The sequence below is a fragment of the Actinomycetospora sp. 2LY8.5 genome, from assembly GCF_057180585.1.
On record NZ_JBXUHE010000010.1, the window covers coordinates 120,829 to 144,562 of the forward strand.

At 74.0% G+C, this 23,734-nt stretch carries 24 protein-coding genes; 18 read left to right on the forward strand and 6 right to left on the reverse strand.

The annotated features are described in order from the left end of the window. The first annotated feature begins 163 nt into the window (after positions 1-163). The 8 genes from AC2A1K_RS14595 to AC2A1K_RS14630 all read left to right on the forward strand — a co-directional run bounded on the left by AC2A1K_RS14595 (position 164) and on the right by AC2A1K_RS14630 (position 8,472). Positions 164-1,297, forward strand: a complete 1,134-nt coding sequence (locus AC2A1K_RS14595; RefSeq protein WP_483897023.1) for a TerC family protein — start codon at positions 164-166, stop codon at positions 1,295-1,297. 9 nt (positions 1,298-1,306) lie between these two features. After that, positions 1,307-1,783, forward strand: coding sequence for a DUF309 domain-containing protein (locus AC2A1K_RS14600; protein WP_483897024.1), 477 nt, complete (start codon positions 1,307-1,309; stop codon positions 1,781-1,783). A 101-nt stretch (positions 1,784-1,884) separates the two neighbouring features. After that, on the forward strand, positions 1,885-2,472 hold the full coding sequence (locus AC2A1K_RS14605; protein WP_483897025.1) for a type 1 glutamine amidotransferase domain-containing protein: 588 nt from the start codon (positions 1,885-1,887) through the stop codon (positions 2,470-2,472). Positions 2,473-2,543: 71 nt separating this feature from the next. Continuing rightward, the gene (locus AC2A1K_RS14610) at positions 2,544-3,911 is read left to right on the forward strand and encodes a lyase family protein (RefSeq protein WP_483897026.1); all 1,368 of its coding nucleotides are present in this window, start codon (positions 2,544-2,546) and stop codon (positions 3,909-3,911) included. Next, positions 3,908-4,300: a 4-carboxymuconolactone decarboxylase gene (gene pcaC / locus AC2A1K_RS14615; protein ID WP_483897027.1), complete on the forward strand. Its 393-nt coding sequence runs from the start codon at positions 3,908-3,910 to the stop codon at positions 4,298-4,300. The genes AC2A1K_RS14610 and pcaC overlap by 4 nt, the downstream gene beginning before the upstream one ends. Before the next feature lie 148 nt (positions 4,301-4,448). Beyond that, a complete protein-coding gene (locus AC2A1K_RS14620) occupies positions 4,449-5,081 on the forward strand; it encodes a hypothetical protein (RefSeq protein ID WP_483897028.1) in 633 nt (210 codons plus the stop codon). 199 nt (positions 5,082-5,280) lie between these two features. Beyond that, entirely contained in the window at positions 5,281-7,293 is a 2,013-nt protein-coding gene (locus tag AC2A1K_RS14625) for an MFS transporter (RefSeq protein ID WP_483897076.1), read from the forward strand. Between the two features lie 138 nt (positions 7,294-7,431). Then, positions 7,432-8,472 carry a DUF1275 family protein gene (locus AC2A1K_RS14630; protein ID WP_483897029.1) on the forward strand — a complete coding sequence of 347 codons (1,041 nt, stop codon included), beginning with the start codon at positions 7,432-7,434 and terminating at the stop codon, positions 8,470-8,472. A gap of 94 nt (positions 8,473-8,566) precedes the next feature. Here AC2A1K_RS14630 and AC2A1K_RS14635 read toward each other — a convergent pair whose 3' ends face one another. Together AC2A1K_RS14635 and AC2A1K_RS14640 are read right to left on the reverse strand one after the other, a co-directional pair. Further along, positions 8,567-9,406 (reverse strand): YceI family protein, encoded by an 840-nt coding sequence (locus AC2A1K_RS14635; RefSeq protein WP_483897030.1) that lies wholly within the window; start codon positions 9,404-9,406, stop codon positions 8,567-8,569. Continuing rightward, positions 9,403-10,368, reverse strand: coding sequence for an MSCRAMM family protein (locus tag AC2A1K_RS14640; RefSeq protein ID WP_483897031.1), 966 nt, complete (start codon positions 10,366-10,368; stop codon positions 9,403-9,405). The genes AC2A1K_RS14635 and AC2A1K_RS14640 overlap by 4 nt, the downstream gene beginning before the upstream one ends. 194 nt (positions 10,369-10,562) lie before the next feature. Here AC2A1K_RS14640 and AC2A1K_RS14645 point away from each other — a divergent pair, with 194 nt between their 5' ends. Both AC2A1K_RS14645 and AC2A1K_RS14650 read left to right on the forward strand, forming a co-directional pair. Continuing rightward, a complete protein-coding gene (locus tag AC2A1K_RS14645) occupies positions 10,563-11,819 on the forward strand; it encodes an acyl-CoA dehydrogenase family protein (RefSeq protein ID WP_483897032.1) in 1,257 nt (418 codons plus the stop codon). 1 nt (position 11,820) lies between these two features. Then, positions 11,821-12,726, forward strand: coding sequence for a DMT family transporter (locus AC2A1K_RS14650; protein WP_483897033.1), 906 nt, complete (start codon positions 11,821-11,823; stop codon positions 12,724-12,726). On the opposite strand, the gene AC2A1K_RS14655 is transcribed toward AC2A1K_RS14650, so the two are convergent. Then, complete coding sequence (locus tag AC2A1K_RS14655; protein ID WP_483897034.1) at positions 12,698-13,018, reverse strand: DUF202 domain-containing protein; 321 nt, start codon at positions 13,016-13,018, stop codon at positions 12,698-12,700. The genes AC2A1K_RS14650 and AC2A1K_RS14655 overlap by 29 nt on opposite strands. Then, complete coding sequence (locus tag AC2A1K_RS14660; protein ID WP_483897035.1) at positions 13,015-13,614, reverse strand: YidH family protein; 600 nt, start codon at positions 13,612-13,614, stop codon at positions 13,015-13,017. The genes AC2A1K_RS14655 and AC2A1K_RS14660 overlap by 4 nt, the downstream gene beginning before the upstream one ends. A gap of 249 nt (positions 13,615-13,863) precedes the next feature. Between AC2A1K_RS14660 and AC2A1K_RS14665 the strand changes: the two genes are divergently transcribed. The 3 genes from AC2A1K_RS14665 (at position 13,864) to AC2A1K_RS14675 (ending at position 16,336) form a co-directional block, all read left to right on the forward strand. Then, positions 13,864-14,034: a hypothetical protein gene (locus AC2A1K_RS14665; protein ID WP_483897036.1), complete on the forward strand. Its 171-nt coding sequence runs from the start codon at positions 13,864-13,866 to the stop codon at positions 14,032-14,034. Between the two features lie 653 nt (positions 14,035-14,687). Then, positions 14,688-15,707 (forward strand): hypothetical protein, encoded by a 1,020-nt coding sequence (locus tag AC2A1K_RS14670; protein WP_483897037.1) that lies wholly within the window; start codon positions 14,688-14,690, stop codon positions 15,705-15,707. Between the two features lie 2 nt (positions 15,708-15,709). Further along, positions 15,710-16,336 (forward strand): flavin reductase family protein, encoded by a 627-nt coding sequence (locus tag AC2A1K_RS14675; RefSeq protein ID WP_483897038.1) that lies wholly within the window; start codon positions 15,710-15,712, stop codon positions 16,334-16,336. Here the strand turns inward: AC2A1K_RS14675 and AC2A1K_RS14680 are convergent. Beyond that, the gene (locus tag AC2A1K_RS14680; RefSeq protein WP_483897039.1) at positions 16,309-16,734 is read right to left on the reverse strand and encodes an acyl-CoA thioesterase; all 426 of its coding nucleotides are present in this window, start codon (positions 16,732-16,734) and stop codon (positions 16,309-16,311) included. The two genes, AC2A1K_RS14675 and AC2A1K_RS14680, sit on opposite strands and share 28 nt — an antisense overlap. A gap of 51 nt (positions 16,735-16,785) precedes the next feature. Here AC2A1K_RS14680 and AC2A1K_RS14685 point away from each other — a divergent pair, with 51 nt between their 5' ends. The 3 genes from AC2A1K_RS14685 to AC2A1K_RS14695 are packed head-to-tail and all read left to right on the forward strand — an operon-like array spanning position 16,786 to position 19,547. Then, positions 16,786-17,841 (forward strand): LLM class F420-dependent oxidoreductase, encoded by a 1,056-nt coding sequence (locus AC2A1K_RS14685; protein ID WP_483897040.1) that lies wholly within the window; start codon positions 16,786-16,788, stop codon positions 17,839-17,841. Positions 17,842-17,863: 22 nt separating this feature from the next. Continuing rightward, positions 17,864-18,316 carry a MaoC family dehydratase gene (locus AC2A1K_RS14690; RefSeq protein ID WP_483897041.1) on the forward strand — a complete coding sequence of 151 codons (453 nt, stop codon included), beginning with the start codon at positions 17,864-17,866 and terminating at the stop codon, positions 18,314-18,316. 19 nt (positions 18,317-18,335) lie between these two features. Next, entirely contained in the window at positions 18,336-19,547 is a 1,212-nt protein-coding gene (locus tag AC2A1K_RS14695) for an acetyl-CoA C-acetyltransferase (protein WP_483897042.1), read from the forward strand. Between the two features lie 312 nt (positions 19,548-19,859). On the opposite strand, the gene AC2A1K_RS14700 is transcribed toward AC2A1K_RS14695, so the two are convergent. Continuing rightward, a complete protein-coding gene (locus AC2A1K_RS14700) occupies positions 19,860-20,252 on the reverse strand; it encodes an enoyl-CoA hydratase-related protein (protein ID WP_483897043.1) in 393 nt (130 codons plus the stop codon). A gap of 344 nt (positions 20,253-20,596) precedes the next feature. Between AC2A1K_RS14700 and AC2A1K_RS14705 the strand changes: the two genes are divergently transcribed. Both AC2A1K_RS14705 and AC2A1K_RS14710 read left to right on the forward strand, forming a co-directional pair. After that, positions 20,597-21,118 carry a MarR family winged helix-turn-helix transcriptional regulator gene (locus tag AC2A1K_RS14705; RefSeq protein WP_483897044.1) on the forward strand — a complete coding sequence of 174 codons (522 nt, stop codon included), beginning with the start codon at positions 20,597-20,599 and terminating at the stop codon, positions 21,116-21,118. Further along, positions 21,115-23,718 (forward strand): MFS transporter, encoded by a 2,604-nt coding sequence (locus AC2A1K_RS14710; protein WP_483897045.1) that lies wholly within the window; start codon positions 21,115-21,117, stop codon positions 23,716-23,718. Before AC2A1K_RS14705 ends, AC2A1K_RS14710 begins: the two co-directional genes overlap by 4 nt. The last annotated feature ends 16 nt before the right edge of the window (positions 23,719-23,734 follow it).

The window sequence follows — 23,734 nt, forward strand, 5'->3', positions numbered from 1 at the left end:
ACGGCGGCTCCGCCCGGACGGGTGACACGGGACGGAACAAGACATCGCGGAGCAAAACGCCCGCGCGTCGGTATCGTCACACCGGGGAACCCCCGCGGTGACGAAGGCGTTGGCTCACCGCGACCTTTCCGTAAAGCGACGGCAAAATGGTGGAGGAGCAGGCGTGACGGTCCCCTTCTGGGTCTGGGCGGCCACGGTCGGTGGCATCGCCGTGCTCGTGGCCATCGACATTTGGCACGCACGGTCGCCGCACGAGGTCAGCTTCCGGGAAGCAACGCTCTGGTCGGTCATCTACATCGTCGTCGCCGTGATCTTCGGCGTCGTGCTGCTGTTCACGATGGGCACGCAGTCGGGCACCGAGTACTTCGCCGGTTACCTGGTGGAGAAGAGCCTCTCGGTCGACAACCTGTTCATCTTCGCGGTGATCCTGGGCCAGTTCGCGGTGCCCAAGCGCCACCAGCAGAAGGTGCTGCTCTGGGGCGTCATCGGCGCCCTGGTGATGCGCGCGATCTTCATCGCGATCGGCGCTGCGGTGATCTCCGCGTTCGCGTTCGTCTTCGTCATCTTCGGCGCGTTCCTGCTCTACACGGCCTACACGCTCGTGCGCTCCCACGGCGAGGAGCCGAAGGACATGCACGACAACCGCGCGGTCAAGCTGGTCCGCCGGTTCGTCACCGTGCACGAGGACGCCGGCGACCACGAGGGCTACAAGGACGACGGTAAGCTCACCGCCCGCGTCGACGGCAAGTGGGGCGTCACCCCGCTGTTCATCGTCGTCGCGGTGATCCTGTCGGTGGACCTCGTGTTCGCCCTCGACTCGATCCCCGCGATCTTCGGCATCACGCAGAACGCGTACATCGTGTTCACGGCCAACGCGTTCGCGCTGCTCGGTCTGCGGGCCCTGTACTTCCTGCTCGTCGGACTGCTCGACCGCCTGGTGCACCTGTCCTACGGCCTGGCGTTCATCCTGGCCTTCATCGGCGTCAAGCTGATCCTGCTGTACCTGCACGAGGACGTCTCGACGGCGATCCCCCAGATCCCCACATGGCTCTCGCTGGTGGTCATCGTCGTCACCCTGGCGGTCGTGACGGTCACCAGCCTGCGCTCGACGCGGAACGGGCAGGCGAAGACCGAGGCGTCCGACCAGGAGCCCGCCGAGCTCGGGTCCGGGGAGAAGACCACCGAGGCCACCGAGGCCAGTGAGGCCAGTGAGGCCACGGACACCGAGAACGGCACGGGCTCCACCGGCACGACCGGGTCCGACAGCGCCGAGCAGGAGTCCCGCTCCACCTCCTAGGGTCGGGTCATGGCTCGGGACACGGGGTCCGATCGGGACCGGGACGGCGAGGGCCGCGCCCGCAACGCGCGACCCCGCGACGCGAGCGGACGCCCGTTGCCCTACGGGGCGACAGGCGTCCCGCGCGACGACGACGAGGACGAGGAGCTCGCGCCCGACGAGGTGTTCGCCCGGGCGCAGGCGTTCCTCGACGGGGACCGGCCTTTCGACGCGCACGACGTGCTCGAGGCGGCGTGGAAGGCGGCTCCGGAGGACGAGCGGCTGCTGTGGAAGGGCCTCGCGCAGCTCGCGGTCGGCCTGACCCACGAGCAGCGCGGCAACGCCCGGGGGGCGGCGTCGCTGCTGCGCCGCGGCGCCGAGACCGCGGCCGAGGCACCGGCGGCGGCGCGACGCCACGGCGTCGACCTCCCCGCGCTCGCCGAGTGGGCCGCGGCCCGCGAGGCGTCCGGGCCGGTCGCACCGGGCCTGGTGCTGAGACGGTGCTGAGACGGGGCTGAGACGGGGCTGACCGTTTCGGGCCGGCCGGTCGTCGGCAACCCGGTGGGTGACAAGCAACTGCCGTCGAACCCATCGAGGAGGAACCCGGCATGGCCGGCGCACTGGACGGACTGCGGGTCGCGATCATCGCCACGAACGGCGTCGAGCAGGTGGAGCTCGAGCAGCCCCGCCGGGCCGTCGACGAAGCGGGCGCGCGTTCCACGCTCGTGTCGCTCTCGACCGACGCGATCCAGGCGATGAACTCCGACATCGACAAGGGCGACACGTTCACGCCGGACGCGGCGATCGCGGACGTGTCGGCGGACGACTTCGACGCCCTCGTGCTGCCCGGCGGCACGATCAACGCCGACCAGCTGCGCCAGAGCGGCGACGTCGTGTCCTTCGTGCAGGCGATCTTCGCGGCGGGCAAGCCGGTCGGCGCCATCTGCCACGCGCCGTGGACGCTGGTCGAGGCCGACCTCGTACGCGGGCGCACGTTGACCTCGTACCCGAGCCTGCGCACCGACATCCGCAACGCCGGCGGCAACGCCGTCGACGAGGAGGTCGTCGTCGACGAGGGCCTCGTGACCAGCCGGAACCCGAACGACCTCGACGCCTTCTGCGCGAAGATCGTCGAGGAGTTCGGCGAGGGTACCCACCCGGTCCACGACGAGGGCGCCACCGCGGGGGTGCGCTGACGCGCACGTGAGCAGAACGGCGTGTCCCGGCACTCATGTCTGCTGACGTGCCCGCAAGGCACACTGCCCCGGTGACCGACCGCCCCGGCCTGTTCGACCCCGTGCTCGCCCGCGGGGAGGCCCGGGCGGCGGTCGGTGACCACGCGTGGGTCGCCGCGCTGCTCGAGGTCGAGTCCGCGCTGGCGCAGGCCGCCGCGGACGTCGGGACCCTCGGGCGCGCCGACGCCGACGCGATCACCGAGGCCTGCCGCGCTCCCGTCGACGTCGCCGCGCTCGGCGAGGAGGCGGCGGCGTCCGGCAACCCCGTCGTCCCGCTGGTCGCCCAGCTGCGCAGGCGTCTCGGCGGGGACGCGGCGAGCGGCGTGCACCGTGGCGCCACCAGCCAGGACGTCGTCGACACCGCCGCGATGCTCGTGGCCCGGCGCGCCGTCGCGGCGATCACCACCGACCTGCGGTCCGCCGCCGACGCCGCCGCCGGCCTCGCCGCCGACCACCGCGACCGCCCCGCGGCCGGGCGCACGCTGCTCCAGCAGGCCGCCCCGATCACCGCCGGGCTCCGGTTCGCGGGCTGGTGCGCCGGGCTCGACGCCGCGGCGGACGCGCTGGCCGCGTGGCGCCCGGCGGTCCAGCTCGGCGGCGCGGTCGGCACCCTCGCGGCGTTCGACGGCCACGGGCGCGCGACCCGCGCCGCCCTCGCCCGCCGTCTCGACCTCGCCGAACCCGTCCTCGCGTGGCACACCGAGCGCGGGCGCGTCGCCGAGCTCGCCGGCCTGCTCGGCCGCGCCGGCGCTGCCGTCGGCTCGGTGTCCACCGACCTGGTGCTGCTGGCGCAGACCGAGGTCGGCGAGGTCCGCGAGGACGTCCCGGGCCGGGGCGGCTCGTCGACGCTGCCGCACAAGCGCAACCCGGTGGCCGCCGTGTCCGCCCGCGCCGCCGCGATCGCCGCGCCGGGCCTCGTGGCCTCGGTGCTCACCGGTGCGTCGCTGCACGAGCACGAACGCGCCGCGGGTCCCTGGCACGCCGAGTGGCGCCCGCTCACCGAGCTGCTGCGCACCGTCGGCTCCGGAGCGGCCTGGCTCGCCGACGCCGTCACCCACCTCGCCGTCGACCCCGACCGGGTCGCCGCGTCCCTCGACGTCACCGGCGGTCTGCTGCTCGCCGAGCAGGCGACCACGGGCCTGCGCGAGCGGCTCGGCCACGCGGCGGCCAGGGACCTCGTCACCACCGTCGCGGCCACCGCCCGGGACGCGGGCCGCTCGTTCGCCGAGGTGCTGGGCGACGCGGTCGGTGACGACGTCGGCGCCCTGCTCGACCCCGCCGGGGCGGTGGGCGAGGCGGCCGTGCTCGTCGACGACGTCCTGCGATCGCGGGAGCCGCAGCGTTCAGGGGAGCACTCCGGCAGGGAAGCTCGGCCCACCGATCAGGAGGAGACCACGTGAGCCCCCACCCCTCGACCGAGCACTGGGACCCCGCAGGCGAGGAGGTGCGCCGGGCGGTGCTCGGCGACGACCACGTCGACCGCGCCGCCGCGAACACCGACGACGTCACCGCCGACTACCAGGACTTCATCACCCGCTACGCCTGGGGCGGCATCTGGACGCGGCCGGGGCTCGAGCGGCGCGAGCGCAGCATCGTCACGCTCTCGGTGCTCGCCGCCCTGCACCACGACGGCGAGCTGGCCATGCACGTCCGCGCCGCCCGCCGCAACGGTCTCACCCGCGAGGAGATCCAGGAGGTCCTGCTCCAGGTCGGCGTCTACGCGGGGGTCCCCGCGGCCAACCGGGCGTTCGCCGTGGCCCAGCGGGCGCTGGCCGAGCCGGACGACTGACCCCGCGCCGCGCCGCGGCACGGAGGACGGCACTACCGTGGGCGGACGGCCAGTACGGTCCTCACGGCGAGACGCAGCACGACGGGCGGGGGCGATGGAGCGCGCGGGAGCGGGACCGGCGGCGACCCGTCGGGACAGGGCACGACGCGTGCTGCTCGCGGGCACGCTGGCCGCCGCGGCCCTCGTCGCGGCCGCCTGCTCGTCCGGTGCGTCGACGGGCACCCCGCCGATCCCGGAGTTCCCCGGGCCCGGCGCCGCCCCGGTCAGCAGCGCGCCGCCGCCGCGCAACAGCATCCTGCCCACCGAGTGCGACCAGGTGCTGGCGTCCGACCAGATGCCGAACTACCTGGGGATGCCCCTCGGCTCCGTGCGCGTCACGGCGCTGCGCGACGTGCCGGCGCCGTCGGTCGGGCGGCTCGAGCGCGTCACCTGCAACTACTTCTCGCAGGGCGGCCCCGGTGCCCCGCCGTCGAACACGCTCGTGCTCAAGATGCTGACCAGCGGCTACACCGACCCGCAGGCGGCGTCCGCGCAGTCGCGGGTCAACCGCGACGCCCAGGCGAGCGCCGGCGTGCCGTCGCAGCCGGTGCCGATGGGCGCCGCCGAGGCCGTCTACTACCCGGATCCCGACGGACCCGTCCTCGTCGTGGTGTACGGCCGCGTCACGGCGAGCTTCACGCTCAGCCCGGACCGCCCGGTGCCCGTGGACCAGGCCCAGCCGGTGCTGGTCGACCTGGCCCTGCGGGCGCTGCCGGTGCTCGTGCCCCAGTCGGGCTCCTAGGCGGGCGTCGATCATCGAACGGCGCACGGCGTCGGCCGTGAGCGGGGTGGACAGGGGTCGGCACGCTGCAGAGCGCCACGAGCGGGTGCGGTGGTCGACGACGTCACACCCCGGCCGCCGGCGGGGCATGCTTAGGATAGTTGCCCGATACTAATAATCTTGGTGTGAGCCCGGAGGCGACGTGGCGACTGAGACGGGGGTGGCGCCGGCGGTGGCCCACCTGGGCCCGCGGTACAAGTGGGTCGCGCTGACGAACACCACGCTCGGTGTGCTGATCGTGACGATCAACATGTCGATCCTGCTGATCGCGCTGCCCGACATCTTCCGCGGGATCGCGCTCGACCCGCTGCGGCCCGAGAACATCAGCTACCTGCTGTGGCTGATCATGGGCTACCTCGTGGTGACGGCCGTCCTCGTCGTCACCTTCGGCCGGGTCGGCGACATGTACGGCCGCACGCGGATGTACACGCTCGGGTTCGCGGTGTTCACCGTGTTCTCGATCCTGCTCGCCGTCACGTGGCTGCAGGGCGACGCGGGCGCGATCTGGCTGATCACGATGCGCGTCCTGCAGGGCATCGGCGGGGCGCTGCTCCTCGCGAACTCGACGGCGATCCTCACCGACGCGTTCCCCGCCCGGCAGCGGGGGCTGGCCCTGGGCATCAACTCGATCGCCGCGATCGCCGGTTCGTTCCTCGGCCTGATCATCGGCGGCGTGCTCGCCCCGGTGGCCTGGCACCTCGTGTTCGTCGTCTCCGTCCCGATCGGCGTCGGCGGCACGCTCTGGGCCGCGGCGAAGCTCAAGGAGACCAGCGAGCGACACGAGGGCCGCATCGACTGGTGGGGCAACATCACCTTCGCCGTCGGCCTCATCGCGGTGCTCATGGGCATCACGTACGGCATCCAGCCCTACGGCGGCCACGTCATGGGGTGGACGAGCCCGACGGTGCTCGTCTGCCTCGTCGGCGGCGTCGTCGTGCTCGCGGGGTTCGTGGCCATCGAGCGCCGGGCGGCGCACCCGATGTTCCACCTGTCGCTGTTCGGCATCCGCTCGTTCACCGCGGGCAACATCGCGAACCTGCTCTCCGCGCTCGGCCGCGGTGGCCTGCAGTTCATCCTCATCATCTGGCTGCAGGGCATCTGGCTGCCCCGCCACGGCTACGACTACGAGTCGACGCCGCTGTGGGCCGGCATCTACATGGTTCCGCTGACAATCGGCTTCCTGGTCGCCGGACCGATCTCGGGCTTCCTCTCCGACCGCCACGGCGCCCGCTGGTACGCCGCGGGCGGGATGATCGTGGCCGCCGCGAGCTTCCTACTCATGGGCTTCCTGCCCGTCGACTTCCCGTACCCGCTGTTCGCGCTCCTGCTCGCGGTCAACGGCCTCGCGATGGGGCTCTTCTCCTCGCCCAACCGCGCCTCGATCATGAACAGCGTGCCGGCCCGCCAGCGCGGGGCGGCGGCGGGCATGACCGCGACGTTCATGAACGGCGCGACGGTGCTCTCGATCGGCATCTTCTTCTCGATGCTGATCCTCGGGCTCGCCTCGACGCTGCCGTCGGCGCTGTTCGACGGTCTGACCGGGCAGGGCGTGCCGGCCGACGTCGCGGGCCGCATCTCCGAGCTCCCGCCGGTGAGCACGCTGTTCGCGGCGCTCCTGGGCTACAACCCCATCGAGACGCTGCTGGGCCCCGGCGTCCTGGCCCAGGTCGGGCCCGAGCAGGCCGGCTTCCTCACGGGCCGCAGCTTCTTCCCGGAGCTGATCTCGGGGCCCTTCGCCGAGGGTCTGTTCCTCGCCCTCGGCTTCGCGGCCGCCTGCTGCTTCGTCGCGGCCATCGCGTCGCTGTTCGACACCGCCAACCCGTCGCTGCAGGAGGCGGAGGCCCCGGGGGAGGCACTGGGGCAGGAGTCCGACGACGTGGTGCCCGCTCCGGCCCGGCCCGTGGCCGTCGCGGGACGCATCCTGGCGCCCGACGAGGGGCCCGCGACGGCGGTGATCACGCTCGTCGACGCCGCCGGGCACGAGGCCGACCGCGCGACCACCGACGACACCGGGCACTTCACGCTCAGCGCCGACGGCCGCTCCGGCGACTACCTGGTGATCGCCAGCCCGCGTGGGCGCGGCGGCGCGGCCCCGGCGGTCACGCGCGTGACCGTCAACGGCTCGCCGGTGCACATCGACGTCGTCCTGCGGGACCGCGCGGCCGTTCGCTGATCCAAACTGTGCCGTTCGTCGCAACCGGCTCACACGAACGCCGCGCCCGAGTAATGGGATCGCAAAAGATCACTGCGAGCGTCGGGACGCGTGACCGGCTTCGACGAACCGGAGCGGCGCCCTCGCACGCTCAGCGCCGTGACCGTGATCCTGACCGCCGCGGCGGGCGCGATCGACGTGGTGACCTACTTCGCCTTCAACCAGGTCTTCGCCAGCACGATGACCGGCAACCTCGTGCTGCTCGGCCTCGGGCTGGGCGAGGGCGACGTCGGGCAGATCGTCGACAACATCTGCGCGATCGCCGGCTACTGCGGCGGGCTGATCGCCGGGACGGTCTTCTGCGGGCTCGCGATGCGGCGCTGGCCGTGGCGCAACGCGGTCGGCGCGACGCTGACGTTCGAGCTCGCGCTGCTGCTCCTGCTCGGCGCGTTCTGGTACGGCGTGGACGACGCCAGCTCGATCGTGCCGTGGAAGGTCGTCGTGCTCGTCCTCGGCGCCGGTCTGGCGATGGGCGTCCAGGCCGCGGCGCTGCGTTACGTCGGCCCGGCCGGCACGCCGACCAGCTTCCTGTCCGGCACGGTCACCAACTGGGTCTCGAGCCTCGTCGAGCTGCACAAGCCGTTCACGTGGAACTGGAACTCCCCGCTGCGCCTGCTCGCGGTGGTCGCCGCGGCCGGGGGCAACGCGGTGGTGCAGCGACTGGACCCGGCCTGGTCGTTCGTGGCGCCGGTCGTGCTCGTGGCGATCGCGATCGTGCTGATGGCGGTGGTGACGCGCGCCAACAGCGGCGGTCTGACCGCCGGCGAGCCCCAGTTCGCCCCGGACCCCCGCGAGGAGGTGCCCGACGCGGGCGAGGACGAGCGCGACGGCGGCGACACCGTCGGCCCGGTGCACGGTCGCGTGCTCGGGGAGGACGGCGAGGCGCGCCCGGCCGTGCTGACCCTGGTCTCGGGCGGCGGCGAGCAGGTCGGCCGCGTGCACACCGAGCCCGACGGGAGCTATTGCCTCGAGCCGCCCGAGGCCGGGGAGTTCATGCTCATCTGCACCCCGCACCGGATGGGCGGACGCGCCGCGCGGCCCCGGGCCGCGGTGATCTCGGTGGACGGGCACCCGGTGGTGCACGACCTCGTCCTCGGCGCCGCCGCGGGGGAGGCGGGGCATCAGCCCGCGTCCACGTGAGGGCGGCCGGGTTCCCGGTGACCAGACGGCACCTCGTGGACCCGAGCGGTCGGCGCGGGGTGCATCACGCGCTCGTGATCTCCGCGCGGATCCCTCAGGTCGCGCGGACGGCCTCGATGTCGATCTCGATGCGCAGGGTCCGCCCGACCGCGAAGATGCCGGCGATCACCGACTGGTTCCAGCGGATGTCGAAGTCGTCGCGCGAGAGCTGTGTCGTCGCCGAGAATCCCGCGCGCTCGCCGCCCCAGAGGTCCGGGCCCGCGCCGTGGTAGACGACGTCGAGGGCGACCGTGTTGCGCACGCCCTTGAGCACCAGGTCGCCGGTCATCGTCCAGTGGTCGGGGCTGTGGCCGGTGACCGCGGTCGACGTGAAGTCGATGCGCGGGAACGCGACGACGTCGAGGAAGTCGCCGGCGCGCAGGTGCTGGTCGCGGGTGTCGTCGTCGGTGTCGACGCTCGCGGGGTCGATGGCGGCCTGCACGCGGGTGCTCGCGAGGTCGGTGCCCATCTCGATCGCGCCGGTGAAGCGGCGCAGGCGCCCGTGCACCTTGGTGATGCCGAGGTGGAACGCCGACGCCGCGATCCGCGAGTGCACCGGGTCGATGTCCCATCGCCCGGGGGCCGGCAGGCTCAGGGCACCCGAGCGCGTGAGCACCACCCGCCCGAGGTCGCCGGACCCGGCCGTCGGGCGCGCCGCCGGCGTGTGCCCGACCGCGGAGGTGATCACGGTCGCCGGGCCCTCCGGGAGCCCCTCGACGAGGAACGCCCCGTCGCCGCCGACCGAGGTCGCGCCGATCTGGGTGCCGGCGGCGTCGATCACCGTCACCACGGCGAACGGCACCGGCCAGCCGTCGCTGGTCACCGCGGACCCGCGGATCCAGCCGCCGCGCGGCGTGGTGGTCAGCCCGGACGAGGCGCGCTCGCCCGCGCTCACCAGCGCTCGCCGCCGGACTGGGTGTGGGACTCGGAGGGGGCCTCCCCGTGCTGTCCGTGACGCCCGCCGAAGCCGTTGGTCCCGTGGCCCGCGGCCGCACCGTCGTCCCCGCGCGGCGCGTCGGGCCGCGACGGGGTGTCCGCGGCACCGTCGACGGCCGGCGGCACGAGGCTCAGCACGACGTCCGACGGGTGCCCCGGGCCGATCTCGATCTCCGAGGCCACCGGGGCGTAGCCGCTCGCGGTGATCGTGTAGACGCCGGGGGCCACGTCGTCGAAGCGGAACGAGCCGTCCTCGCCGGTGACGCGGGAGCCGACGACGTGGCCGTCCTCGCTGACCAGGGTCGCCAGCGCCTCGGCCACCGGGCGCCCGGCGCCGGCGGAGCGGACGCTGCCCGAGAGCCGGGTGCGGGTCGCCAGCGCGACGTGGTGGGCGACGTGGCCCTCGGCGGGCACGTGCACGGTCTCGGCGATCGGCGCGAGGCGGGGGGCGGCGGCGGTGAGCGTGTAGGTGCCCTCGCTGAGGTCGGCGAAGCGGTAGCTGCCGTCGGCGGCCGACCGCGTCACGGCGACGACGGTGCCGCGCACGTCGGTGAGGGTGAGCACGACGTCGCCCCACCCGCTGCTGATGCCCGTCCCGGCGCCATTGGTGCCGCCTCCGTGGCGTACCCCGACGGTGCCGCCGAGCGAGGCGCCGCCGCCCGCGAGGCCGACGTCGTGGCGCAGCGGGCGGTCCGCGACGGCCACGAGCGAGGCCTGCGGCTGGTGGGTCGACGAGGCGCAGATGACCAGGTAGGTCCCGCCCGTCGGCGGCACGAGCTGGTAGTGGCCGCCCTCGTCCGCGGACGCCCGGTCGAGCTGGTCACCGGAGAGGTCGCACAGCGTCAGCGCCGCGCCGGGCACCGGCGCGCCGTCGCTCCGCGTCACCCGACCGAAGATCATGATCGGTTCCTGTCCGTCCACCGACGTCCACCTCTCTCGACGCGCTGCGGGCCGTCCCTGCACCGACCCGTGTCCCATGGTCCACCGGCCGCGCACCCCGCGCCCGCGAGGTCGCCCACCGTGAGGGCATTTGCTTGGATAGTACAAGCATCATCTCGCGGAGGCGCGCCGGCGACCGGTTGGCGCCCCGATGGTGGTGCGTCCAGGCTGGGAGCATGCCGGAGCTCCCGTCCGACTTCCCCGCGCTGCCGCGCCCCGCGCTCGATCTCGACCCGGACCGCGACGCGATCGCCGACTTCTACGACTACGCCGACCTGCTGACGGCCGACGAGGCGGCGACCCTGCGCCGCCTGCGCACCTACCTCGCCGAGGACGTCGCCCCGCTGGTCGAGGGCGCCTGGGAGCGCGCCGAGTTCCCGATGCAGCTGGTCAAGGGGTTCGCCGACCTCGACCTCGCCGGGCTGCCCTACGGGCTCGGCGCGAGCGCCGACGAGCCCGCGCGTCGCCTGTTCCTCGGGTTCGTGGCCGCCGAGATCGCGCGCGTCGACCCGTCGGTGAACAGCTTCTTCGGCGTGCACTGCGGCCTGGCCATGGGGTCGATCTGGGCCGGCGGCACCGAGGAGCAGCGGCGGCGCTGGCTGCCCGCGATGGCGAGGATGGAGTCGATCGGCGCCTTCGGGCTCACCGAGCCGCACGGCGGCTCCGACGTCGCGGGCGGCATGGAGACCACGGCGCACCGCGACGGCTCCGGTCCGGACGCCGGGTGGGTCCTCGACGGCGACAAGCGCTGGATCGGCAACGCGACCTTCGCCGACCTGATCGTCGTCTGGGCGAGGGACGTCGAGACGAACGAGGTGCGCGGCTTCGTCGTCCCCCGCGACACCGAGGGCATGACGATCGTCAAGATCGAGGGCAAGACGGCGCTGCGCATCGTGCAGAACGCCGACATCGCCCTGCGCGGCGTGCGGGTGCCCGACGACCACCGCCTCGCGGGCGGCACGGGCACGTTCGCCGACGCGGGCGGGGTCCTGCGGGTCACGCGCGCCAACGCCTCGTGGGGCGCGACCGGCACGCAGATGGGCGCCTACGAGATGGCCGTGTCCTACGCGCGGCAGCGCGAGCAGTTCGGCCGCCCGATCGCCGGGTTCCAGCTCATGCAGGAGCTGCTCGTGCAGATGCTGGGCAACGTCACCGCCTCGCTCGGCATGGCGGTGCGCAACGCCCAGCTCCTCGACGCCGGGGGCGGGTCGGACGCGCACTCGGCGCTGGCGAAGGAGTTCTGCGCGACCCGCATGCGCGAGACCGTCGCCTGGGCGCGCCAGCTCGTCGGTGGCAACGGCGTGCTCCTGGCCAACGGCGTCGCCCGCTACTTCGCCGACGCCGAGGCCCTGTACTCCTTCGAGGGCACGCGTGAGATGAACACGCTGATCGTCGGCAAGGCGATCACCGGCCACAGCGCGTTCGTGCGCTGAGGTGACCGCCGACTCGACGATCGCGGTCGCCCTCGCCGGCTGCTCCGCCCTCGCCTACGCGCTCTCGGCGGCCCTGCAGCGGCGCGAGACCGCCCGCACCGTCGACGCCGGCGAGCGCACGGGTGCCGGCCTGCCGTTCTTCGGCGCCCTGCTGCGACGGCCGTGGTGGTGGGGCGGGGTCGCGTCGATGGTCGTCGGGGCGATGATCCACGTCGTCGCGCTCGGCTTCGGGTCGATCACGCTGGTCCAGCCGATCGGCGTGACCGCGCTGATCCTCGCCCTGCCCCTCGACGCCTGGCTCGAGAAACGGCGCATCCACCGCGCGGAGTGGATCGGCGCCGTGGTGCTGGTGATCGGGCTGGCCGGGCTCTTCGGCCTGGCCGAGCACCAGCCCTCGCAGGTGCCGCCGAACGCCGACCTCGTGCTCGGCACGGTGCTCGTCGTCCTCGTCGTGGCGGGCATGCTCACCGTGGCGAGCGGCCGCGCGCCGCCGGTGCCGCGAGCCGTGGTCCGCGCCGCGATCTCGGGCCTCTGCGCGGGCGCGACGTCGGGGCTGGTCCGCCTGACGTTCCGGCTGGTCCAGGACGGGCGCTCGCCCTGGCTGGTCGCCGCCGTGCTCGCCGCGGCCGCGATCCTGCCCGTGGCGTCGATCATGCTGCTCCAGACGGCCTACCGCGACGGCGGTCTCGACGCGGGCCTGTCGACGCAGATCACCGTCGACCAGGTCGCCGCGATGGCCATCGGCATCGTCGTGCTCGGCGAGCGGTTCTCCCTCGGCGTCCCGGGTGCGGTCCTCGCCGCGGTCAGCGCGGTCGTCGCCGTGTCGGGGCTGGTCACGCTCATCCGCTCGGGGCCCACCCCGGAGCAACGGGCACCGGCTACCGCAGCGACAGCACCACGCCCGTGACCAGCGCCAGGAGCGCCACCGCGATCCCGAGCAGCGGGACGGCCCTGGTCGCGGCGAGCGGGGAGGGCAGCGGGGCGTCGCTGATCCGCACGGTACGGAACCGCCCGTAGACCGCGACGACCACGGCGAGCACGGCCGCCGCCCCGGCCAGCACGAGCGACGGGCCCGGCTCGTCGTGCGTGAGCTCCCGGACCGCGAGCAGCACCGCGTTGGCGGCGACGCCGAGCGACGTGCGGCTCCACGCCAGACCGGTGCGCTCGGCCTGCAGGCCGGCGTCGGACGGGGAGGTCACGCGCCCGCCCGCAGCGCGACCAGCGCCAGGCCGAACAGGGCGAGCACGACGAGCCCGCCGGCGAGCACCCAGGGCAGGCGCTGGCGAGGCAGGGGCATGCTGCGCCGGATCGCGAACTCCACCCCGCGCCAGCGCAGCACCCCGCCGGCGGCGGTCACGACGGCGAGCGCCGCGAGCAGCGCACCCACGACCCCGCGGGTGCCCGGCACGGCGAACTCGGGGAGCAGCTGCACCACGGCCACGCCGGCCGCGAGCAGCGACAGCGAGGTCCGTAGCCAGGCGAGGAACGTCCGCTCGTTGGCGAGGGTGAAGCGGTAGTCGGGCTCGTGCTCGGGTTCGCCCTGCCGCTGCTCGTCGGGCGCCTCACCCACGGACTCTCCCCGGAATGTCGGGACATTTACGGTTCCATGGTGCCGGGGACCGCGTGCAGCGTCACGCGCGCCCAGGAGGTTGACGTAGCCCTTGGCGTTCCAGAGCTCGGCGGGGTCCGCGGGCTGCACCCCGGCCGCGGAGTCCCAGACAGGCGTCAGGTCGCGGCCGGCGAGGGCGGTCCGCGCGGGCTCGGCGTTGTACGGCTGCGCCGAGTGGACGGTCATCTCCGCCGGCTGGGTGTCGATGCCGCTCCTGGGTTCGGCAACACCGGGTGAGGGCGCCGCAGGGCGGATTGATCCGACCGGGTGGACCTCGGATCCAGGTCCGTGATCGACCCGGCGGAGCCCGGTGAACACGATCACCGTGGTGCCGCGATGGGGCGAGTGTTCCCAGGTCAGAGGTCGAGTCACACGCGTGGCACCGAGGTCGGTGTGCTGCTCGGCACCCCCGGACGGAGTCGTAGGGTGCCGCACATGTCGCAGACGCCGATCTACGAGGAAGTCCGCCGGGCGTTCGGCCGTACCGATCGCGGCTTCGAACGGCGTGCGTTCCGGGAGGACGGGGCGGGCGGGAGCGAGGACCGTCCCTCCCGGCCGGTGATGCTCCGCGGCACCGGCGGTCGGCACCGGCGCGCCGGCGACTGAGCAGCGACGATCGTCCGTCCTCGGACCACCCGCCCGGAGTCCCGACCCGGGGCCCCGACCGCAGGCCGTCGGGGCCGTGGGGCAGGGTTGAGGGCGGCCCGCCCCGTGCCGGCGGGGGGATCGTCGAGGTCAGCGAGGGCAGGATGAGCGAGCAGCCCGGCCCCCCTGGGCCCCGCGGGCGACATGCCGCGCCGGGGCCGGACCCCGACGACGCGGCCGCGTCGCGACACGGTGCCGACCCCGAGGTCCCCCAGCCCGACGTGCCCCTACCCGACGTGCCCCTGCCCGACGTGCCCGCCCCCGACACGTCGCCGCCCGTCGGCCGCCACGGGGCGGAGCGGGCCGGCCGGCCCGCCCCACCGCAGGCGCCTCAGCAGCAGTCCTCGCCGCAGGCGCCTCCGCCGCAGGCGCCTCAGCAGCAGTCCCCGCCGCAGGCGCCTCAGCCGCAGCCCCCGTCGCCGCCCGGTCCGCCGGGCCCGATGCCGCCGCGCCCCGCGGGTCCGCCCCCCGGCGGCGCGCCGCAGGGTCCGCCCCCGGGGCCGTACGGCTCGCCCGGCGCGGGTCGACCCGGTCCGCCGGGCGGTCCTCCCGGCCGGGCGCAGGTCGGGCCGCACGGGCGGGGGGCACCTCACGGCCGGGGCGGACCGTCGCCCGTGCCCGCGGGTGGCCCGGCGCACGCCGGGCGCCCGCCCGCGGAGGCGCCCACGCGCCACGCCACTCCCACCGACACGCCGTCCAGCCACGCCCCGTCCGACGCTCCGACGACCCACGCGGCGGCGCCGGGGGCGTCCTCGTTGTCGATCGTCAAGCTCAGCGGCGGCGCCGCGGCGGCCGTGACGACGGCGGGCATCGGCTCGTTCGTCGGCGGCGCGATGGGCACCGTCGCCGGCGCGGGGCTCGCCGCCGTCATCACCACCGTCGGGGAAGCCGTCTACCAGCGCTCGATCGAGCGGACCCGCGACACCGTCCGCCGCCGGCTGCGCACCCGCCGCCCCGGGGACCCCCCGGAGCGCGGTGCGCCGCAGGCCGACGACCGCACGATGGTCGCCAGCGCGATGACCGCCGGCGACCGCACCCGGGTCACCGGCGGCCCTCCCGCCGACGACCGGACGCGGACGACGGGCGCCCCGGACGACACCCCGACCGTCGTGATCGGGTCGGACGACGCGACCCGCACGACCCTCGGCGGCCCCGGAGACGGCCGGACGCAGGTCGTCGGGCCCGGCACGCGGGTGATGTCCTCGTCCGAGGACGACGAGACCGCCCTCGTCGGCGCCCCGGGCGGCCCCGACGATCCCGACCACCCCGACGAGGAGGAGCCGCCTCGGCGTCCGCCCTGGCGGCGCTACGCCCTTCTCGCGGCGACCGCGCTGCTGATCTTCCTGATCGCGATGCTGGCCGTGACCGGCATCGAACGGATCAAGGGCTCGCCGCTGTCGGGCGGGGAGTCGGGCACCAGCGTGGGCTCGGTGCTCGGCACGGCGCCCGAGACCTCCACCGCACCCTCCGCGCCGGAGACGACGTCGAGCGCCCCGGAGGGCGGCACGGAGGAGACGTCGGCGCCGGCCACCACGACCAGCGGCGCGGACGAGACCAGCGAGCCGGAGCCGACGACCACGACGTCGCGCGCCCCCCAGTTGGTCCCGTCCGGGCTGCTGCCGGGTGAGAACTGACCGTGCGCACCGATTTCGACCCCGACGCCGTGGGCGCCCGCGACATCTACAAGCTGCTGACCGCGGTGATCGTGCCGCGGGCGATCGCCTGGGTGGTGACGCGCTCGGCCGACGGCGTCGACAACCTCGCGCCGCACTCGTTCTTCACCGTGGCGAGCACCGACCCGCCGATCGTGCAGTTCACGTCCGTGGGGGAGAAGGACTCGCTGCGCAACGCGCAGGCCACCGAGGAGTTCACGATCTGCCTGACGCCCGAGCCGCTGCTCGAGCACATCAACGCGACCGCGACCGACTTCCCGTCGCACGAGAGCGAGATCGACGCGACCGGTCTGACCCGCGAGCCGTCGCTGCACGTGAAGACGCCACGGATCGCCGAGTCACCGGTGGCGCTGGAGTGCCGTCTCGAGCGGACCCTCGACGTCGGCAACTGCACGCTCGTCCTCGGCCGGGTGGTGCACGTCGCCGTCTCCGACGACGTGCTCGTCGACGGGCACCCCGACGCCCGCCGGCTCGCGCCGCTCGCCCGCCTCGGTGGCGACGAGTGGTCGACGCTCGGCGAGGTCGTCGCGACCCCGCGGATCCGCTACCGCGACTGGCCCGGTCACTTCTCCGAGTCGTCGAGCAGCTGAACGCCCTCCGGGCCGGCGAGGGCCCGGAGACGTCCGCGCGGGTCGGCGACCAGGCGCCGCGTGGCGTGGTCGAGCAGGCCCATCGTGCCGGTGATCGTCGCGGCGACGACGTCGCGGCGGCGCAGCTCGATGTCCATCCGGAACGTCTTGCCCTCGCCGAAGCGCAGGTCGAGCAGGATGTCGATCTCGTCGCCGGCGCGCAGCTCGGAGAGGAACCGCACGGTCGTCTCCAGGATCACCGGGCCGAGACCGGCCGCCGTCATGTCGGTGATCTCGATGCCCAGCGCCCGGAGGGTCTCGGTCCGGCCGTGCTCGCCGTACTGGTGGTAGACCGCGTGGTTGACGTGCCCGTTGGCGTCGCACTCGTAGCCGCGCACCGTCACCGTCGTCGAGAACACCCGGTCTCCTCCCGCCGCCCGTGATCGTCGCGATCGTGGCAGGGTGCCCCCGTGCGCATCGGGATGGGGTTGAACTACAGCGGTGGCTTCGAGGAGACGGTCGCGGAGCTCGCCGAGCACGAGGCGGCCGGGCTCGACATCGCGTTCGTGCCCGAGGCCTACAGCTTCGACGCGGTGAGCCAGCTCGGGTTCATCGCCGCCCGCACGAGCCGGCTCGAGATCGCCTCCGGCATCCTGCAGATCTACACCCGCACGCCCTCGCTGACGGCCATGACCGCCGCGGGCCTCGACTACGTCTCCGGCGGGCGCTTCACGCTCGGCATCGGGGCGTCCGGCCCGCAGGTGATCGAGGGCTTCCACGGTGTGCGCTACGACGCCCCGCTGGGTCGGACCCGCGAGATCGTCGACATCTGCCGACAGGTGTGGCGCCGCGAGAAGGTGCAGCACTCCGGGCGGTACTACGACATCCCGCTGCCGCCCGACCAGGGCACGGGGCTCGGCAAGCCACTGAAGATCATCAACCACCCGGTGCGCGACCGGATCCCGATCGTCCTCGCCGCGATCGGCCCGAAGAACGTGGCGCTGACCGCCGAGATCGCCGAGGGCTGGCTGCCGATCCTGTTCGTGCCCGAGCGCGCGCACGAGATCTGGGGCTCCTCGCTCGAGGCGGGGAAGGCGAAACGCGACTCCTCGCTGGGTCCGCTGCAGACCTACCTGCAGGCGTCCCTGTGCATCACCGAGGACGCCGACGTCGCGCAGCAGATGCTCGACGGCATGCGCCCGTTCGTCGCGCTCTACGTGGGCGGCATGGGCGCCAAGGGCAAGAACTTCTACAACGAGCTCGCCCAGCGCTACGGCTACGAGGAGGAGGCCGCCACGGTCCAGGACCTCTACCTCGACGGCAAGAAGGACGAGGCGGCCGCCGCGGTGCCCGAGGACCTGGTGCGCTCGATGTCGCTGATCGGGCCGCGCTCCTACGTCGCCGAGCGCCTGCGGGCCTTCGCCGGCGCGGGCGTCACGACGATCAACGTCACGCCCCTGGCGGGGACACCGGCGGAGCGGGTGTCGCTGGTGGGGCAGGTCAAGGAACTCGCCGCCGATCTCTAGTCGATCTCTAGGAGTGCCTGCGATGCGTGTCTTCGCCGACGTCGACGAGCTGCGTGCTGCGGTGGGGGAGGACCTCGGGACGAGCGAGTGGGTCACCGTCGACCAGCACCGCGTCGACATCTTCGCCGACGCCACCGACGACCATCAGTGGATCCACGTCGACCCCGAGGCCGCCGCGAAGGGCCCGTTCGGGAGGACCGTCGCTCACGGCTTCCTCACCGTCGCCCTCATGCCGAAGTTCGGGTGGGACACCTTCGAGGTGAAGGGCGTGGCGATGACCGTGAACTACGGGCTGAACAAGGTGCGGTTCCCGGCGCCGGTCCCGGTGCCCAGCCGTGTGCGAGGTCACTGCCGCCTGGTGGACGTCACCGACGTCCCGAACGGCGTGCAGGCGACGATCGGGGGGACGGTGGAGATCGAGGGATGGCCCAAGCCGGCGTGCGTCGCCGAGGTCATCCTGCGGTACGCGCTCTAGCTCTTCGAGGAGGTCGGCCGTGGCCGATGCGGTGATCTGTGAGCCCCTGCGGACGCCGGTGGGCGGGTTCGGGGGTGCGTTGCGCGACGTGGCGCCCCAGGAGCTGGGGGCGACGGTGATCCGGGAGCTGGTGTCGCGGACCGGGCTGACCGCGGACCAGGTCGACGACGTGATCTTCGGGCACTGCTACCCGACCATGGACGCGCCGGCGATCGGGCGGGTGGCGGCGCTGGACGCGGGGCTGGAGGTGTCGGTGCCGGGCATCCAGGTCGACCGGCGCTGCGGGTCGGGGCTGCAGGCGGTGCTCTACGCGGCGATGGCGGTGCAGACCGGTGGGGCGTCGCTGGTGCTGGCCGGGGGCGCGGAGTCGATGTCGGGGGCTTCCTACTACTCGGCTGCTCCCCGGTGGGGGACCCGGGCCGGCGGGTTCGAGTTCAAGGACGCGCTGGCCCAGGGCCGGGTGCACGCGGGCGGGAGGAATCACCCGGTGTGGGGCGGGATGATCGAGACCGCGGAGAACGTGCGCCAGCGGTACTCGATTCCTCGCGAGGAGCAGGACCGGCTGGCGGTGCGTAGCCACGAGAAGGCGACCGCGGCGGTCAAGGACGGGCGCTTCGCCGACGAGCTGGTGGCGGTCACGGTGCCGGGCCGCAAGTCGGACACGGTCGTGGACGCCGACGAGCACATCCGTCCGGACGCCTCGCTGGAGTCGCTGGCGAAGCTGCGGCCGATCATGGGCAAGCAGGACCCCTCGGCGACCGTCACGGCGGGGAACGCGTCGGGGCAGAACGACGGCGCGGCGGTGTGCATCGTGACGTCGTCGGAGAAGGCCGCGGAGCTGGGTCTGCGGCCGCTGGCGCGGCTGGTGTCGTGGGGTCTGGCGGGGGTGGGTCCCGAGGTCATGGGGATCGGGCCGGTGCCGGCTACTGAGCTCGCGCTGTCGCGGGCGGGGTTGTCGTGGGCGGACATCGACGTGATCGAGCTGAACGAGGCCTTCGCCGCGCAGGCGCTCGGGGTCGGGCGGGAGTGGGGGATCGACCTGGTCACCGACGAGCGCGTGAACCCGAACGGCTCGGGGATCTCGCTGGGACATCCCGTGGGTGCGACCGGGGTGCGGATCCTGACGACGATGGTGCGCGAGATGGCGCGCCGCGAGGCCCGCTACGGCCTGGAGACCATGTGCATCGGCGGCGGCCAGGGCCTCGCCGCCGTCTTCGAGCGCGTCGCCTAGTTCGAGCGATGCGGCATCGCTGGCGTCTGACGCCAGGATCGCCACATCCTCGCTCGCGCGACACGCCGGGCTCGCCGCGGCGAGGAGACGGTCGGCGAGGGAGCGTGCCTCGGCGAGAGCTCGTCGTGCGGCACGACCCCGCGACACCAGGTCCCTCTCGCGCGCGCTGTCGGCGTCGACCTGTTCGCCGGTGAGCAGCAGCTCCATCGCCGGCTGCCAGCCGATGCGGCGGGAGCGGGCGGATGGCGCCGACGATGGTGGGGATGCCCAGGCGCACCTCAGGGACGCCGAACGTCGCCCGCTCGCCGGCGATCACGAGGTCGCGCACCAGGTCACGAGCGTGGGCCCGTCACCCAGGCGGTGCCCGTTCACCGCGGCGATCACCGGCTCGTCGATCTCCCAGCCGCTCTCGAACGAGTTCACGGTCGGGCGCTCCCAGAAGGAGCCGGGGACGTCGCCGGCCGGGTTGCCCTCGCCGCGCGCGTCCGCGCCGACGCAGAACGCCCGCCCCTCGTCCGTCACGATCCCCGCCCCCGCCCCCGCCCCCGCCCCGGCCCCGGCCCCGTCTTCGGCGCGGAGGCGGTCGAACGCCGCGTCGAACCCCCTCGCGCATCGCCCGTCGATCGCGTCGAGCTCCTCCGGGCGGGAGGAGGTGATCGTCGCGACGTGGATGTCGCGCTCGTCGGTGACGCGCTCGCTCGCCACGCTCCGACACCGTAGGGCCCCGGGGGCGCCGGCCCGCCGGCTGCGCCAGAAGATCCGAGAGTCCGGAGCGAACGCTCCGCTCCGCGGAACGCACGCTCCTCGGACCGGGATCTCGTGGCGCGAGGGGCGACGACGTCATCGAGCGCGCCCGCACCGGTCCGGCGAAGGGCACGCTCGGCCCGTCCACGCGAGCGAAGGGGCCCTTCGGTCGGAAACACCCCCGCAGCCGCAACCCGAGCGGGCCACACGGCGAGGTGTGGCGCGCTCGTTGGGGGACCCGGCTGGCGCTCGTCGCGACGACGGGAGCATGCTTGTACGCAGCAACCGATTGTACGGAGCATGCAATGGAATCTCCTCGGCTCCCGGCGCCGCCCGAGGTGGACGACCGCTGGCTCGTCTCCGACCGCCTCGGGCACCAGCTCATCCGCGTCATGCGGGCGGTCGAACGGGCGAAGGCCGGGAAGTCCGTCGGTCCCGACGGGGTCGAGCGCGCCGCCTACGTGCTGCTCGCCCGGCTCGTTCTCGAGGGTCCGCGGCGGTCGAACGCGCTGGCGGAGTCCGTGCACTCGGATCCGTCGACGGTCAGCCGCCAGGTCGCCGGGCTGGTCCGCGCCGGGCTCGTCGAGCGCCGCCCCGACCCCGAGGACGGCCGCGCCACGCTGCTGGCGCCCACCGACGAGGGCCTGCGCGTGTTCCACGCCAACCGCGACCGCCGCAACCGCGAGATCAGCGCCATGACCGAGTACTGGGACGAGGCCGACCGCATCCGGCTCGTCGACCTGCTCGAGCAGCTGGCCGGCGACCTCGAGCGCCACCACACCCCCACCCCGCCGTCGGTCGCCGTGCGCGGCCAGGAGGCCTCATGAGCACGCCCGCCACCGCGGCGCCCCCCACTCCGTCCGCAGCGAGCAGTACCGGCTTCACCCACCGCCAGATCGTCGTGATCCTCTCGGGGCTCATGCTCGGCATGTTCCTGGCCGCGTTGGACCAGAACATCGTCTCGACGTCGATCCGCACCATCGCCGACGACCTGCAGGGCCTGAACCTCCAGGCGTGGGCGACGACGGCGTACCTGATCACTGCGACGATCACGACACCGCTCTACGGCAAGCTCTCCGACCTCTACGGACGCCGGCCGTTCTTCCTCACCGCGATCGGGCTCTTCGTCCTCGGCTCGGTGCTGTGCACGGTCTCCACGACGATGTACGAGCTGGCGGCCTTCCGCGCCGTCCAGGGGCTCGGCGCCGGCGGCCTCATGTCGCTGGCCCTGACGATCATCGGCGACATCGTCCCGCCTCGCGAACGCGCCCGGTACCAGGGCTTCTTCCTCGCGGTGTTCGGCACGTCCAGCGTCATCGGCCCGGTCGTCGGCGGCTTCCTCGCCGGCCAGGACACGATCCTCGGCATCACCGGCTGGCGCTGGGTGTTCCTCGTCAACGTCCCGATCGGTGTCATCGCCTTCCTGGTCGTCTGGAACGTCCTGCGCCTGCCGCACACCCGCCGGGAGCACCGGCTCGACTTCCCCGGCGCCGCCGCGCTGGCCGTCGCCCTGGTCCCGCTGCTCATCGTCGCCGAGCAGGGCCGCGAGTGGGGCTGGGGCTCGACCTCGGCGATCGTCTGCTACGCCATCGGCGTCGCCGGCCTGGTGGCGTTCCTCCTCGCCGAGCGGGCCTACGGCGACGACGCCCTGCTGCCCCTGCGGCTGTTCCGCAACGGTGTGTTCAGCCTGACGTCGATCATCGCGATCATCACCGGCATCGGGATGTTCGGCGGGATCGCGATCATCCCGCAGTACCTGCAGATCGTCACCGGCGCGAGCCCGACACAGGCCGGACTGCAGATGGTCCCGCTGGTCGGCGGCATCATGGTCGCTTCGATCGTCTCCGGTCAGCTGACCAGCCGCACCGGCCGCTACAAGGTCTTCCCGGTGATCGGCCTCGCGCTGATGACCGCCGGCATGCTGCTGTTCGGACTCCGGCTCCACGCCGACACCCCGTACTGGGAGATCGCGCTGCTCATGGTCGTGTTCGGCCTCGGGCTCGGGAACTGCATGCAGACCCTCGTGCTCGCGGTGCAGAACGCCGTGCCGGCCCGGGACATGGGCGTCGCGACCGCGTCGGCGACCTTCTTCCGCCAGATGGGCGGCACCCTGGGCGTCGCCGTCTTCCTCTCGGTGCTGTTCTCGACCGTCGGCGACCGCATCCGCGACGCCTTCGCGTCCATCGCCCCGACCCCGGAGTTCCGCGCGGCCCTCACCGATCCCGCGGCGCTGGCGAACCCGGCCAACCAGGTCGCGTTCGACCCGGCCGTGGGGGCGGCACAGGTCGCCCAGGACTCGTCGGTGCTGCCGCGGATGGATCCGCGCCTGGCCGAGCCGTACCTCGTCGGCTTCGCGAACGCGATGGACCTGGTGTTCCTCATCGCCGCCTGCGTCATCGCCGTCGGTTTCGTGCTGGTGCTGTTCCTGCGTGAGGTGCCGCTGCGCACCCAGTCCGGGATCCAGGCCCGCGACGCCGAGGGATCGGCACCGGCCGCCGCCGTGAACGGCCCGGCCTCGACGACGCCGGCCCCGGCCTCGACGACCGCCGACTGGGGCCCGCCGGACACCGCGGACGCCCGCCCGGTGCACGCGGCAACCGGTCCGACGGTTCACGGCCGCATCACCGGCACCGGCGGCAGCCCGGTCGGCGCGCAGGACGAGGTCACCGTCTCCCTGCACGGGCTCGACGGGGCGCCGATCCGGCGCACGGGCCTCGACGACCGCGGCGGCTACACCCTCGCCGCGCCGGCCGCCGGGACCTACGTGCTCATCGCCGCGTCGCCCCGGCGCCGCCCGTTCGCGGAGCTCGTCACCGTCGACGGCGTGCCCCTGCGCCGCGACGTCGCCCTGGCCGGCGTCGCGACGCTGGGCGGGCGCGTCACCGAGACCGACGGGACGCCCGTCGCGGGAGCCACGGTGACGGTCACCGACCGGGCCGGCGGGGTCGTCGGCGTCCGCCGCAGCGACGCCGACGGTCTGTGGGACGCCGGGGAGCTGTCGCCCGGCGGCTACACGGTCACCGTCCTCGCGCCGGGACGGGCACCCCACGCCTCCCGGGTCGAGGTCGGCGACGAGGGCGCCCGCGGGGACGTCACCGTGCCGGCGGCGCGCTACGGCCTCGCCGGAGCGGTGCGCACCGCGAGCGGGGCGCCGGTGGCGGAGTCGCTGGTGGTGCTCGTCGGCCGGGACGGCGGCGTGGTGGCCTCGGCGGTCACCGGTGCCGACGGCCGGTTCCGCGTCGACGACCTCGCGCCCGGCCGGCACATGCTCACCGCGAGCGGGTTCGCGCCGGTCAGCAGGCAGATCCTCGTGGACGGCGCCGCGCCGGGCGAGGTGGAGCTCCTGGTGACGCCCCCGCGGCCCGCCCCGTCGGGGCGGGCCGCGGAACACGTGACCGACGCCGACCTCACCCGCACGGGACGCTGAGAACCGGCCGCCGGGC

Excerpts from the sequence above, each read along its gene's own strand:
- AC2A1K_RS14710 (WP_483897045.1), top strand. The coding sequence starts at position 21,115 with ATGAGCACGCCCGCCACCGCGGCGCCCCCCACTCCGTCCGCAGCGAGC.
- AC2A1K_RS14690 (WP_483897041.1), top strand. The coding sequence starts at position 17,864 with ATGCGTGTCTTCGCCGACGTCGACGAGCTGCGTGCTGCGGTGGGGGAG.
- AC2A1K_RS14705 (WP_483897044.1), top strand. The coding sequence starts at position 20,597 with ATGGAATCTCCTCGGCTCCCGGCGCCGCCCGAGGTGGACGACCGCTGG.
- AC2A1K_RS14600 (WP_483897024.1), top strand. The coding sequence starts at position 1,307 with ATGGCTCGGGACACGGGGTCCGATCGGGACCGGGACGGCGAGGGCCGC.
- AC2A1K_RS14665 (WP_483897036.1), top strand. The coding sequence starts at position 13,864 with ATGTCGCAGACGCCGATCTACGAGGAAGTCCGCCGGGCGTTCGGCCGT.
- AC2A1K_RS14645 (WP_483897032.1), top strand. The coding sequence starts at position 10,563 with ATGCCGGAGCTCCCGTCCGACTTCCCCGCGCTGCCGCGCCCCGCGCTC.
- AC2A1K_RS14660 (WP_483897035.1), bottom strand. The coding sequence starts at position 13,614 with ATGACCGTCCACTCGGCGCAGCCGTACAACGCCGAGCCCGCGCGGACC.
- AC2A1K_RS14605 (WP_483897025.1), top strand. The coding sequence starts at position 1,885 with ATGGCCGGCGCACTGGACGGACTGCGGGTCGCGATCATCGCCACGAAC.